This is a genomic window from Nocardia sp. NPDC050697 (assembly GCF_040654395.1).
In the GTDB taxonomy this organism is placed as follows: domain Bacteria; phylum Actinomycetota; class Actinomycetes; order Mycobacteriales; family Mycobacteriaceae; genus Nocardia.
Window position 1 is genome coordinate 1,062,573 of sequence record NZ_JBFAHY010000001.1, and the last position, 14,504, is coordinate 1,077,076.

General features: G+C 76.6%; 2 protein-coding genes. Both read right to left on the reverse strand.

Annotation, left to right across the window (positions count from 1 at the left end; all coding sequences use genetic code 11):
- Nucleotides 1-23: 23 nt before the first annotated feature.
- A complete protein-coding gene (locus tag AB0H71_RS05355) occupies nt 24-6,050 on the reverse strand; it encodes a type I polyketide synthase (RefSeq protein WP_357015071.1) in 6,027 nt (2,008 codons plus the stop codon).
- 3 nt (nt 6,051-6,053) lie between these two features.
- Nucleotides 6,054-14,489, reverse strand: coding sequence for a type I polyketide synthase (locus AB0H71_RS05360; RefSeq protein WP_357015072.1), 8,436 nt, complete (start codon nt 14,487-14,489; stop codon nt 6,054-6,056).
- Nucleotides 14,490-14,504 lie beyond the last annotated feature (15 nt).

Below are 14,504 nucleotides of genomic sequence, written 5' to 3' on the forward strand. Positions count from 1 at the left end.
ATCGGGAGGCCCCTCGTCGTGGATCAGGACTCCAGCTGCCGCAGCCACTCCCGCACGGCCGCGGCGGTGGTCGGGCCGTGCTCCTCCAGCGCGGTGAAGTGGTCACCGGGGATGTCGGCGGTGCCGTGCGGCACCGGCCAGTAGGCCCGCCAGTCCCGCTCGCCGCCGACGGTGGTGCCCGGCAGCGCGTTCCGCGCGCGCAGCAGGTGGATGGGGGTGGCGATGGGCCCGGGGCGCCAGTCGGCGAAGATGCGGTTGTAGGTGCCCATGGTGGTGAGCCGGTCGTCCTGCACCGCGAGGTCGAAGCGGTCCACCCGCTCCAGCATGCCGCCGATCATGGCGCCGACCCACCACTCCATGCCGGGCTGGGTGGCGGCGTCGATCGGGTAGCTGTCCACCAGCACCAGCCCGCGCGGCCGGATGCCCTCGTCCTCCAGCGCCGCGGCGACGGCGTGCGCGGCGCAGCCGCCCATGGAGCGGCCGAGCACCACGAAGGGCCGGTCCGGCGGGAGCGCGGCGCGCAGCCCGTCGATCCCGAGCCGGACCAGGGTCTCGATGGAGTCCGGCAGGTCGTCGCCGCCCGCGGTGAAGCCCGGCCACGGCACCACCAGGAAATCGCGCTCGCCGCGGAACTCCTGCGCCACCCGCGAGTACTCGTGCGGGCCGGAGATGGCGCTCAGCGCCGGGAAGGCCACGACGGCGGTCGGGGCGGGGCCGGTGGCGAGCCGGATGGGTGCCAGGGCATGGCGTTCCCGCTCGGCCACCGGGAAGGTGGCGCGGGCGTGCGAGGCGGCGATGAGCAGCTGGGCGGCCTCGGCGTGCTTGCCGCTCTCGTGGATGCGGCGGTGCAGTGCGGCGAGCCCGGTCGGCGCCGGTTCCGCGGCCGCGGCGGCCGGGGTCTCGATGCGGGTGGCGAGGAAGGTGGCGATGGCCTCCGGGGTGGGGTGGTCGAAGGTGAGGGTGGCGGGCAGGCGCAGGCCGGTGGCGCGGGCCAGGCCGTTGCGGAGTTCGACCGCGCTCAGGGAGTCCAGGCCGAGTTCGACCAGGGCGCGGCCGGGTTCGATGGCGGCGGGGTCGGGGTGGGCCAGTGCCGCGCCGGTTTCGGTGCGGACCAGGTCGAGCAGGGCCGCCTGCCTGGCGTCGGGGTCGAGGCCGGCGAGGTCGGTGGCGATCGAGCGCTTCGTGGCACGGCGGGTGCCGGTCAGGGTGCGCAGGATCGGGGGGACGGCGTCGGTTTCGGCGCGCCTGCTCAGGGCGGCGGGGTCGAAGCGGGCGGCGACCACCACCGGGAGCTCGCCCGCGAGGGCGGCGTCGAACAGGGTGGTCGCCAGCTCGGTGGGGAGGGAGCGGAGGCCGCCGCGGGCGATCCGGGCGCGGTCGGCGGGGGTCAGGTGGGCGGTGGTGCCGCTCGGCCGCTCCCAGAGACCCCAGGAGATGGCGGTCGCGGGGAGGCCGGCCGCGCGGCGGGCGGTGGCGAGGGCGTCGAGTTCGGCATTGGCCGCTGTGTAGGCGCTCTGGCCGGGGCCGCCGAGCAGGGCGGAGACCGAGGAGAAGAGGACGAAGCGGGTGACGGTTCCGAGCTCCGCGGTGAGTTCGTGCAGGTGCCGAGCCCCTTCGGCCTTCGCGGCGCGCACGGTGGCGAGGCGTTCCTGGGTGAGGTCGGCGAAGAGGGCGTCGTCGACCACGCCGGCGGCGTGCACCACGGCGGTGAGCGGGTGTGCGGGTGAGATGTCCGCGAGTGCGGCGGCTACTTCCTCGCGCTTCGCGATGTCGGTGGCACGCACCTCTACCGTGGCGCCCGCCGCTTCCAGTTCGGCGATCAGCTCCGGGGCGCCCGGGGTTTGGGTGCCGCGGCGGCCGAGCAGGAGCAGGTGCCGCACATTGTGCGTGGTGACCAGGTGTCTCGTGATCTCGGCGCCGACACCGCCCAAAGCGCCGGTGATCAGGACGGTGCCGTTCGAGTCCCATTCCCGCGGTTCGGCTTCCGGCGCCCAGCGATTCAGCCGGGGTACCGAGATCTCGCCGGTGCGGATGACGGTCTGCGGGTCGTCCGCGGCGGCGAGCGCGGGCAGGGCCGCGAGGGCGCGGAGGGACTCGTCGGTGCCGTCGAGGTCGGTGAGGATGAGGCGGCCGGGCTGTTCGGCCTGGATCGAGCGGACCAGACCGCCGATGGCGGCCTCGGCGGTGGCGACGATCAGCGGCAGGGCTTCGCGGGCCGGGTCGGCCAGCCATTCCTGCAGGACGGGGAGTGTCTCGTCGAGGGATCTCGCGGTGAGCAGGGCGGCGGTGTAGTCGGCGGCCGGAGCGGATTCCTCGTCGGCCCGGTGGCCGAGCGCGCGGAGGCGGGTGGCGATCTCGCCGTCGTTCAGCACCAGGAAGGTGCCGGGCGCGGCGGGCGTTGCCGGGACCGGAACCCAGATGGGCTCGTAGAGCGCGTCCCGCAGTTCCGAACGCGCCGCACGCAGCTGGGCCGCGGAGACGCGCCGCGCCACGAGGCTGTCGATGGTCAGGACCGGGGCGCCGGTGGGGTCGGTGGCGTGCAGAGCGACGGTGTCCGGCGCGATCTCGGCGATCCGCACGCGCAGGGCGGCGGCGCCGGTCCCGTGCACCCGGACCCCGTTCCAGGCGAACGGGAGCCGGTTCGTCCCCGGCGGGATGTCGGCGAGCGCGCGCAGGGCGGGCAGGTGCACGGCGGCGTCGAGCAGCGCGGGGTGCACGGCGAAGGCGGCCGCGCGGGCGCGCTCCGGCTCGGGCAGCTCCACCTCGACGTACAGCTCGCCACCGCGTTCCCAGGCGCGGCGCAGCCCCTGGAAGGCGGGGCCGTAGGCGAGGCCGGTGCCGAGCAGTTCGGGGTAGATGCCGGTGACGTCGACCTCGGTGGCGTCGGCGGGTGGCCAGGTGCGCAGGTCGGGGAAGGGTTCGCCGGGCTCGGCGCCGAGCAGGGCGGTGGCGTGCCGGATCCACGCGCCGCCGGACGGGCGGGAGTGGATCCGCACCTCGGCGCCGACCGCGGTGACCTGGAGGTCGACCGGGTCGTCGCCGAGCACCAGCGGCGCCTCCACGAGGAGTTCGGCCACCCCGTCGGCGCCGGTCTCGGCGCCTGCCCTGGCGGCCAGGTCGAGCAGCGCGGTTCCGGGCACGATGACGGTGCCGAGCACGGCGTGGTCGGCCAGCCACGGGTGGCTGCGCAGCGAGACCTGTCCGGTGAGCAGGACCCCGTCGCCGGTGGCGAGGGTGACCGCGCCGGTGAGCAGCGGGTGGTCGATGCCGGGGACGGTCCCGCGGGCCCGGCCCGCCTCCGGCTCCGCCCAGAAGCGGGTGCGCTGGAAGGCGTAGGTGGGCAGCGGGGTGCGCGGGGTCTCCGGGACGAGCCCGGCCCAGTCCACGGGGTGCCCCTGGGCGAAGGCGGTGGCGGCGGCGGTGAGCGCGGTGCCGGGCTCGGCGCGGCCGCGGCGCAGGACCGGTGCGACCACGGTCTCGGGGGCGCGCAGCAGCGGGGTCAGGACGGCGTCGGCGCCGAGTTCCAGCACGGTGCCCGCGCCCTGCTCACGCAGGGTCCGCACGGCGTCGGCGAAGCGCACGGTGCCGCGCAGGTGCCGCACCCAGTAGCCGGGGCCGGCCAGGTCGGCGGCGGTGAGGACGGCGCCGGTCGAGTCCGAGACCAGGGTGGCGGCGGTGGGTTCGGTGAAGACCAGCTCGGCCACGACCTTCTCGAAGTCGGCGAGCACCGGCTCCATGAGCGGGGAGTGGAAGGCGTGCGAGACGGTGAGCCGCTTTGTGCGGCGGCCCCGCTCGGCCAGCCCCGCGGCGATCGCCAGCACCGGGGTCTCGGCGCCGGAGAGCACGACCGCGCGCGGGCCGTTCACCGCGGCCGGTGCCACCTCGGCGCCGGCCGGGTGCTGAGCGAGGGCGTCGAGCACCTCGGCCTCGGTGGCCTCGACGGCGACCATGGCGCCGCCGGGCGGGAGCTCGCCCATGAGCCTGCCGCGGGCGGCGACCAGCCGGGCGGCGTCGGCGAGCGAGAGCGCGCCGGAGACGTGGGCGGCCACGATGCCGCCGATGGAGTGGCCGGCGACGGTGTGGAAGGTCAGGCCCCAGGCGCGCAGCAGGCGGTACAGGGCGGTCTCGACCGCGAAGATCACCGCCTGGGTGTAGACGGTGGAGTCGATGAGCCCCTCGGTGCCCGGTGCGCCGAAGGCGACGTCGCGGACCGAGTGTCCGGCGACCGGAGCGAGGTGGCGGTCCAGGAGGGTGACGGCCTCGTCGAAGGGGGTGCGGAACTCCGGGAAGCGGTCGTAGAGTTCGCGGCCGGCGCCCGCGCGCTGGCTGCCCTGTCCGGCGAACACGGCGGCGAGCTTGGTACCCGAGTGGGGGGCCCGGGTGATGGCGTTCGGGGCGGGGCGGTCCTCGGCGATGGCGGTGAGGCCGGTGATCAGGGACTCGCGGTCGGCGGCGAGGACCACGGCCCTGGTGTCGTGCTCGACCCGGTGCCGGAGCAGGGACGAGGCGGTGGCGTCGAGATCGGCTCCCGCCGCGACGAACTCGGCCAGCCGGGCCGCCTGCGCGGCGAGTCCGGCTCGGCCGACGCCGGAGATCACGAACGGGAGTTCCGTTCTGGAGGCGCGTGGGACACCGGCAGCCGCCGAGGGGGCGGGTTCGGCGGCGACAGCCGGTGCCTGCTCCAGGACGACGTGCGCATTGGTCCCCGACACCCCGAAGGCGGAGATCCCCGCCCGCCGGGGGCGGCCCGTCTCCGGCCACGGCCGCGCCTCGCTGAGCAGCGCGACGTGCCCGGAATCCCAGTCCACCAGCGGCGACGGCGCGTCCAGGTGCAGCGACGCGGGCAACCACCCGTGCGCCAGCGCCTGCACCAGCTTCACCACCCCGGCCACCCCGGCAGCGGCCTGCGCGTGCCCGATATTGGACTTGAGCGACCCCAGGTACAGCGGCTCACCCCCGTCCCGCGCGCCGTAGGTGGCGAGCAGCGCCTGCGCCTCGATCGGATCACCGAGCACCGTGCCGGTCCCGTGCGCCTCCACCGCGTCCACCTCGCCGACGCCGAGCCCGGCATCGGCGAGCGCCTCCCGGATCACCCGCTGCTGCGCCGGGCCGTTCGGCGCGGTGAGCCCGTTGGACGCCCCGTCCTGGTTCACCGCGCTCCCCCTGATCACCGCGAGCACCGGGTGCCCGAGCCGCTGCGCGTCCGAGAGCCGTTCCAGCAGCACGGTTCCCACGCCCTCGGCCCACCCGGTGCCGTCCGCGGCCGCGGCGAAGGCCTTGCACCGGCCGTCGGTGGCGAGCCCGCGCTGCCGGGAGAACTCGGTGAACCCGATCGGCGTCGCCATCACCGACGCCCCGCCCGCCACCCCGAGGTCGATCTCCCCCGAGCGCAGCGCCCGCACCGCCAGGTGCACCGCGACCAGCGACGACGAGCACGCCGTGTCCACCGTGACCGCGGGCCCCTCGAACCCGAAGGTGTAGGCGATCCGCCCGGAGACCACGCTGCCCAGGTTGTTGATCGCCAGGTACCCCTCGAGCTCCTCCGGGACGGGATCCAGCCGGGAGCCGTAGTCGTGCCCGGCCAGCCCGGCGTAGACCCCGGTCCGGCTGCCGCCGAACGCATGCGGGTCCAGCCCGGCGCGCTCGAACGCCTCCCAGGTGGTGCGCAGCAGCAGCCGCTGCTGCGGGTCCATGGCGAGCGCCTCGCGGTGCGAGATGCCGAAGAAGTCCGGGTCGAAGTCGGCGACGCCGGTGAGGAAGCCGCCGTGCCGGGTGTAGGAGGTGCCGGGGCGGTCCGGGTCGGGGTCGTAGAGCGCGGCCAGATCCCAGCCGCGGTCGGCCGGGAACTCGCCGACCGCGTCGCCGCCGGCCGCCACCAGCTCCCACAGCTGCTCCGGGGACTCGATGCCGCCGGGCAGCAGGCAGGCGGTGCCGACGATCGCGATCGGCTCCCGCGATCTCGCCTGCAGGTCGTCGAGGCGCTGCTGCAGCTTCTGCTCCTTGGCGATGGAGCGCTTGAGGTAATCGCGGAGTTTGGCTTCGGTTGCCATGCGTCAGGTCCTGTCTACCAGGTCGAAGAGTTCGTCGTCGGAGGCGGAGTCGAGGTCGCCGGCGGCCGGGCCGTACCCGCCGTCGAGCCGGTCCGCGAGGGCGCGCAGCCGCTCCGCCAGCGCACCCGCCTCGCCGTTCACCGTGGTGAGCGCGGATTCCAGGGTGCGGAGCACCGATTCGGGGTCGCGCGGCTCCGGTTCCCCGCCGTCCGGGAGGGCGGCGACCACGAATTCGGCGACCGCCTCCGGGGAGGGGTGGTCGAAGATGAGCGTGGCGGGCAGCGCGAGCCCGGTGGCCGCGCGCAGCCGGTTGCGCAGGTCGACCGCGGTGAGCGAGTCCAGGCCGAGGTCGCGGAAGGCGCGGGAGACCGCGACCTCGTCGCCGCTCGGGTGTTTGAGGACGGCCGCGGTCTCGTCCCGGACCAGCGAGAGCACCGCCGCCCGGCGGGCCGGGGTGTCCAGCCCGGTGAAGCGGTCGATGGTGATCGGGGCCGGTTCCGGCGCCGCCGTGCGGGGGGCGCGGTCGTCCCGGCGGGCGCCGGAGCGGTCGGCGTCGATCCAGTAGCGGGTGCGCTGGAAGGCGTAGGTGGGCAGCTCGATCCGGTTGCCGGGCGGAACGGCCCACTCCACCGCGATGCCCCTGGTGTGCGCGGCGGCGAGCGCGGTGCCGAAGCGGGCGAGGCCGCCGTCGTCGCGGCGCAGGGTGCCGACGACCGCGCTCGCGGGGGCGCCCGCCGCCTCCAGCGTCTCCTCGACGGTGGTGGCGAGCACCGGGTGCGGGCCGATCTCGACGAAGGCCCGGTATCCGGCCTCGGCGAGGGCGCGGGTGGCCTCCTCGAAGCGGACCGTGCCGCGCAGGTTGTCGAACCAGTAGCCGCCGGTGAGCGCGGTGCCGTCGATCCACTCGGCGGTCACCGTGGAGAGCAGCGGGATGGCCGACTCCCGCGGGCGCACCGGTTCGAGCGCGGTGCCGAGCTCGGCGCGCAGCGCCTCCATGGTGGGCGAGTGCGAGGCGTAGCCGACGGCGACCCTGCGATTGCGCACACCGTCGGCCTCCAGCCGGGCCAGGATCTCCTCGATGGCCGCGATCTCGCCGGAGAGCACCACCGAGGTGGGTGAGTTGACCACGGCGAGCGCCACCCGGTCGGCCCACGGCTCGATGAGCTCGGCCGCCGCGGCGGCGGGCAGCTGCACCGCGGCCATGGCGCCGGGGCCCGCGGTGGCGGCGATGGCGCGGCTGCGCAGCGCCGCCACCCTGGCGCCGTCCGCGACCGAGAGCGCACCCGCGACGACGGCGGCGGCGATCTCGCCCTGCGAGTGCCCGACCACGGCGTCCGGCTCGACGCCGTGCGCGCGCCAGAGCGCGGCGAGCGCCACCATGGCCGCCCAGAGCGCGGGCTGCACCACGTCCACCCGCTCGTCGTCGATCTCGGCCGCGCCGAGCAGCACCGGGAGCGGGTCCCAGTCCACGTGCGGGGCCAGGGCCGCGGCGCACTCGGTGAGCCGTTCGGCGAAGACCGGGGCGGTGCGGTACAGCTCGGCGGCCATACCGCGCCACTGGCCGCCCTGGCCCGGGAAGACGAAGACGGTGCGCCCGGCCACGTCGGCGGTGCCGCGCGCGGCGTGCTCGGGGAGCGGGCCGCCCGCGGCGAGCGCCTCCAGCCCGGCGCGCAGTGCCGCGTCGTCGCCGACCAGCACCGCGCGCTCGGCCAGCGCCGCCCTGCCCGTCAGCAGGGTGCGGGCCACGTCGGCGGCGTCGACCTCCGGCCGCGAGCGCAGGTACGTCGCGAGCGCGACCGCCTGCCCCCGCAGCGCCGCCGGAGTGTGCGCCGAGAGCACCCAGGGCAGCGGCTTCTCGGCCGGTACCGCGGCTCCGCGGGTCCCCGCCACCGTGCCCACGGACGTGTCCGCGGCACCGATGCCGGGCACAGCCGGGCCGACGGCACTATTCGGCGTGCCGCTGCCGAGCGGCTCGGGAGCGACGGGCGGCTCCTCGATGATGACGTGCGCATTGGTGCCGCTGACTCCGAAGGACGAGATGCCCGCGCGGCGCGGGCGGTCACCCGGCTCCCAGGGGACGGGCTCGGTGAGCAGCCGGACTCCCCCGTCCGACCAGTCCACGTGCGGGGTGGGCGCGTCCACGTGCAGCGTGCGCGGGAGCGTCCGGTTCCGCAGCGCCAGGATCATTTTCGCGATCCCGGCCCCGCCGGCCGCCGCCTGCGTGTGCCCGACATTGGACTTCAGCGACCCCAGCCACAGCGGCCGCTCCGGATCCCGGCCCGCCCCGTAGGCGGCGATCACCGCCTGCGCCTCGATCGGATCGCCGAGCGTGGTCCCGGTGCCGTGCGCCTCGACCGCGTCCACCTCGGCGGCGGTGAGCCCGGCATTGGCCAGCGCCTGCCGGATGACCCGCTGCTGCGCGGGCCCGTTGGGCGCGGTCAGCCCGCTCGACGCACCGTCCTGGTTCACCGCGGACCCGCGCACCAGCGCGAGCACCGGATGCCCGTTGCGCCGCGCGTCGGAGAGCCGCTCCAGCACCAGGATGCTGACCCCCTCGGCCCAGCCGGTGCCGTCCGCGGCGGCGGCGAAGGCCTTGCACCGCCCGTCGGGGGCGAGCGCCCGCTGCCGGGAGAACTCCACGAAGGTGGCCGGGCTCGACATGACCGCGACCCCGCCCGCCAGCGCCAGCTCGCTCTCCCCCGACCGCAGCGACTGCGCGGCCAGGTGCAGCGCGACCAGCGAGGAGGAGCAGGCGGTGTCCACGCTGATGGCGGGCCCCTCGAACCCGAAGGTGTAGGCGATGCGGCCGCTGGCGATGCTGCCCGCGCTGCCGTTCACCAGGTACCCCTCCAGGTCGGCGGGCGCGTCCTGCAGGTGCGGGGCGTAGTCGTGGTACATGGTGCCCGCGAAGACGCCGGTCCGGCTGCCGCGCAGCGAGTTCGGGTCGATGCCCGCGCGTTCCAGCGCCTCCCAGGAGGTCTCCAGCAGCAGCCGCTGCTGCGGGTCGGTGGCGAGCGCCTCGCGGGGTGACATGCCGAAGGCGGCGGCGTCGAAGTCGGCGACGTCGGTGAGGAAGCCGCCGTGCCGGGTGTAGGAGGTGCCCGCGGTGGCGGGGTCGTCGTCGAAGAGCGCGGCCAGGTCCCAGCCGCGGTCGTCCGGGAACTCGCCGACCGCGTCACCGCCGGACTCCAGCAGCCGCCAGAGCGCCTCCGGGCTCGCGATCCCGCCCGGCAGCCGCAGCGCGACCCCGACGATGGCGATCGGGTCGTCGCCCCCGCCGCGCTGCGCGACCACCGCCCGCTCGCCGGTGCCGCCGCCGAGCAGCCCGTCCAGGAAGGCGGCGATGGCGTCCGGGGTGGGGTGGTCGAAGGTGAGCGTGGCCGGGAGTCTCAGCCCGGTGGCGGCGGCCAGCCGATTGCGCAGCTCGACCGCGGTGAGCGAGTCGATGCCGAGATCGGTGAGCCCGCGGTCGCCGCGGATGCCGGCCGGGTCCGGGTGGTCGAGCGCGGCGGCGGCCTCGCGCCGCACCAGCTCGAGCAGGGCCGGGCGGCGGTCGGCCGCCGGCAGCGCTGCCAGCCCCGAATCCTGCTGTGCCGCCGCGGCCTTGGCCCTCGTGCGCCGGACCAGCCCGCGCAGCAGCGGCGTGTGCGCGGTGCCGGTGAGTGCGAGCGGGGCCGGGACCAGCAGGGCGCGGTCCCGGTGGAAGACGGCGGCGTCGAAGAGCGCGAGCCCCTCGTCGGTCGCCAGTGCCCGGACGCCCTGGCGGGCCAGCCGGGCCCGGTCGGCGGCGGTGAGATGGGCGGTGACGCCGGTGGTCTCGGCCCACAGCCCCCAGGCCAGCGCGGTGGCGGGCAGGCCGTCGGCGCGGCGGCGCGCGGCCAGCGCGTCGAGCCCGGTATTGGCCGCGGCGTAGGCGGCCTGCCCGGCGGTGCCGAGGATGCCCGCGACCGAGGAGTAGAGCACGAAGCCGGCCAGGTCCAGGTCGCGGGTGAGTTCGTCGAGGTGCCGGGCGGCGGTGAGCTTGGGGGCGAGCACGGCGTTCAGCCGCTCCGGGGTCACCGCGTCGAGCACGCCGTCGTCGACGATGCCCGCGGTGTGCACGACCGCGGTGAGCGGGTGCTCCGGCGCGACGGCGGCGAGCAGCCGGGCGACGGCGTCCCGGTCGGCGACGTCGGCCGAGACCACGAGCACCGTGGCGCCGGCGGCGCGCAGCTCGGCCGCGAGTTCGGTGGCGCCGGGGGCGGCCGTTCCGCGCCGACCGGCCAGCAGCAGGTGCCGCACCCCGTGCGCGGCGACCAGGTGCCTGGCGAGCGCCGCGCCGAGCCCGCCGGTGCCGCCGGTGATGAGCACGGTGCCGTCCGGATTCCAGGCCCGGCCCGCGGCGACGGTCGTGGAGCGGGTCAGCCGGGGCAGGTAGGCGGTGCCCGCGCGCAGCGCGAGCTGCGGTTCGCCGTCGAGCGCGGCGGCGATGGCGTGGTCGAGGACGGCGGCGGAGGCGGCGGTGTCGTCGGTGTCGAGCACGATGACCGCGCCGGGGCGTTCGGCCTGGGCGGTGCGGGCCAGGCCCCAGATCGGGGCGGTGCCCGGGTCCGGGCGGTCGCCGTCGAGCACGCCGATGGCGCTGTGCGTGAGCACGACCAGCGGGTGGTCCGGCTCGGCGTGCTGGAGGGCGGCGAGGGTTTCCGGCAGCGCGGCATCCCAGAGGCGGTGTCCGAGCGGGGTGGCCGCGGGCAGCGGGTGCTTCGTCCAGCCGACCTCGTACAGGTCGGCGACGGCCGGGGCGGTGCCGGTGGCGGCGCGCAGGGTGAGCGCGTCCACGGTGAGCACCGGGCGGCCAGCGGGGTCGGTGGCCCGGAGCGCGGTGAGACCGTCGGCGGTGGCGGTGAAGGTGACGCGCAGCGCGGTGGCGCCGCCGACGTGCACCCGGACGCCGGTCCAGGCGAACGGGATGCGCGGGGCGGCAGAAGCGCCGGTGAGCACGGCGAGCGGGTGCAGGGCGGCATCGAAGAGCGCCGGGTGCACGGTGTAGCCGCCCGGTTCGCCGTCCGGCAGCGCGACCTCGGCGAAGAGGGTGTCGCCGCGCTGCCACACGGCGGTGAGGCCGCGGAAGAGCGGGCCGTAGTCCAGCCCGGCGGCGAGCAGCCGGGCGTAGACCTCGGCCGGGTCGAGCGCGGTGGCGCCGGCCGGTGGCCAGGGTCCGGCGGTGCCGGGCGCGGCGGTGTCCGGCCCTGACCGGGATCGGCCGGGGCCGCCCGTCGGCGTCGCGTCGAGCGCGAAAGCAGCGGGCGACCCGGCACCGACGCTGCCAGCACCGGCGCCGGGACCGGTGCCGCGCAACGTGCCGGTGGCGTGCCGGGTCCACGGGGTCTCCGGCCGGTCGGCCGGGCGGGAGTGGATCTCGACGGCGAACTCGTCACCACTGCGGCGCGCCTGCACCTGCAGCTCCACCGCGCCCTCCGGCCGCAGCACCAGCGGCGCCTCGATGACCAGCTCGTCCACGGTGTCGGCGCCGACCGTGTCGGCCAGCTGCACCGCCAGCTCGACCAGCGCGGTCCCTGGCACGAACACCGCACCGGCCACCACGTGCTCGCCCAGCCACGGGTGGCTGCGCAGCGCGACCCGCCCGGTGGCGACCGCACCGTCCCCGCCCGCCAGCGCGACGACCGCGCCGAGTAGCGGGTGCCCGCCGGTCGCGCGCTGCCCGGCTTCCACGGTGGCCCAGAACCGTTCGGCGCGGAAGGCGTAGGTGGGCAGCGGGACCCGCGGCGCCTCGGGCACCACCGCCGCCCAGTCCACCGGGTGGCCGTGCGCGAAGACGGTCGCGGCCGCCGCGAGCACGGTCGCCACCTCGTCCCTGCCCTTGCGTACGGTCGCCACCGCGGCGACCCCGTCCTCGAGCGTCGCCGCGACCAGCGGCGTCAGCACCGCACCGGCACCGACCTCGACGAAGATCCCGGCACCGGCCGCCCGCGCGCCGCGCACGGCGTCGGCGAAGCGGACGGTGCCGCGCAGGTGGCCGGTCCAGTAGGCGGGGTCGGCGAGCTCGGCACCGGTGACGACCGCGCCGGTGGCGTCCGAGACCAGCACCGGCCCGGTGGGCTCGGCGAAGCTCAGCCCGGCCACCACCGCCGCGAACTCCGGCAGCACCGGATCCATGAGCGGCGAGTGGAACCCGTGCGAGACGGCGAGCCGCCTGGTCCGCCTGCCCGCCGCGGTGAACTCGGCGGCCAGCGCCAGCACCGGCTCCTCGGCGCCGGAGAGCACCACCGCGCGCGGGCCGTTCACCGCCGCCACCGAGACCAGCGCGGTGTCGATGGCGGTGCGGCCGAGCAGCTCCCGCACCTCGTCCTCGGTGGCCTGCACCGCCACCATGGCGCCGCCCGCGGGCAGCGCCCCCATGAGCCGGGCCCGCGCCGCGACCAGCCGGGCGGCCTCCGGCAGCGTCAGCACCCCGGCGACGTGCGCGGCGACGATCCCGCCGATGGAGTGCCCGGCCACCACCCCGATCTCGATCCCCCACGACTCCAGCAGCCGGTAGAGCGCGGTCTCCACCGCGAAGATCACCGGCTGGGTGTACTCGGTGGCGTCGATCGGCCCGTCCGCGCCGAAGGCGACATCGCGGATCGACTGCGGCGCGGCCTGTTCGGCGTCCAGCAGCGCCGCCGCCTCGTCGAAAGCCGCACGGAACACCGGGAACCGGGCATACAGCTCCGCGCCCGCCCCGGCGCGCTGGCTGCCCTGCCCGCTGAACACCACCGCCACCGAACCGGTCGCGGGCTGCTCCGGACTCTGCACCACGCTCGCGGCCGAGGTCCCGCCGGACACCGCCGCCAGCCCCGCCCGCAATCCACCGTGCTCGGCGGCGAGCACGACGGCCCGCGCCCCGAACCGCACCCGATCCCGGACCAGCGACGACGCCACCGAGCCGAGCGGTGCGGCCGCGTCCAGGTGCGCGGCGAGCCGCTCGGCCTGCCCGCGCAGCGCCTCCCCGGTGGCGGCGGAGAGCACGAACGGCGTGATCCCGGCCAGCGGAACCGGCTCGCCGGCGGCGATTTCCGGCGCCTGCTCGAGCACGACGTGCGCATTGGTCCCCGACACCCCGAAGGCCGAGACCCCGGCCCGCCGCGGCCTTCCGGTCTCCGGCCACGGCCGGCCCGCGGTGACCAGCTCGACCCGTCCGGCATCCCAGTCCACCAGCGGCGACGGCTCGTCCACGTGCAGCGTCGGCGGCAGCACGCCGCGCTCCAGCGCCAGCACCGCCTTGATCACCCCGGCCACCCCGGCGGCGGCCTGGGTGTGGCCGATATTGGACTTCACCGACCCCAGCCACACCGGCGTCTCCCGGTCCCGGCCGTAGGTGGCGAGCAGCGCCTGTGCCTCGATCGGGTCGCCGAGCGCGGTGCCGGTGCCGTGCGCCTCGATCAGGTCGACATCGCCGGTGCTCAGCCCGGCGTCGGCGAGCGCGTCCCGGATCACCCGCTGCTGGGCCGGGCCGTTGGGCGCGGTGAGGCCGTTCGAGGCGCCGTCCTGGTTCACCGCCGACCCGCGCAGCACCGCGAGCACCCGGTGGCCGAGCCGCTCGGCGTCGGAGAGCCGCTCCACCAGCAGCACCCCGACGCCCTCGGCCCAGCCGGTGCCGTCGGCACCGGCCGCGAAGGCCTTGCACCGGCCGTCCACCGCGAGCCCGCGCTGCCGGGAGAACTCGACGAAGATATCGGGCGCGGCGAGCACGGTCGCGCCGCCCGCCACCGCGAAGTCGATCTCGCCCGCGCGCAGCGCCCGCACCGCCAGGTGCAGCGCCACCAGCGAGGACGAGCAGGCGGTGTCGACGGTGAGCGCGGGCCCCTCGAAGCCGAAGGTGTAGGCGATCCGCCCGGAGAGCACGCTGGCCGCGGTCCCGGTGACCAGGTACCCCTCGACGGCGGCGGGCACCGGGCCCGGGCCGGTGACGTAGGTCTGGCCGTTGGTGCCGGTGTAGACGCCGGTGCGGCTGCCGCGCAGCGCGCGCGGGTCGATCCCGGCCCGCTCGAACGCCTCCCAGGTGGTGTGCAGCAGCAGCCGCTGCTGCGGGTCCATGGCGAGCGCCTCGCGGCGGGAGATGCCGAAGAACTCCGGGTCGAAGTCGGCGACGCCGTCCAGGAAGCCGCCGCGGGTGGTGTAGGTGGTGCCGGTGTGCGCGGGGTCCGGGTGGTAGAGCGCCTCGGTGTCCCAGCCGCGGTCGGCCGGGAAGTCGCGCAGCGCGTCCCTGCCCTCGGCCAGCAGCTCCCAGAACTGCTCGGGGGTGTCGGCGCCGGGCAGCCGCAGCCCGGTGGCCACGATGGCGATGGGTTCGCGGGCGGCGGCGGTGACCTCGCGCAGTTCCTCGCGGGTCTTGTAGAGTTCCGCGCTCACCCGCCGGAGCAGGTGCCGCATCTTGTCGTCGGGGGCGACGTCGTTCACAGCGTGACCTTTCGG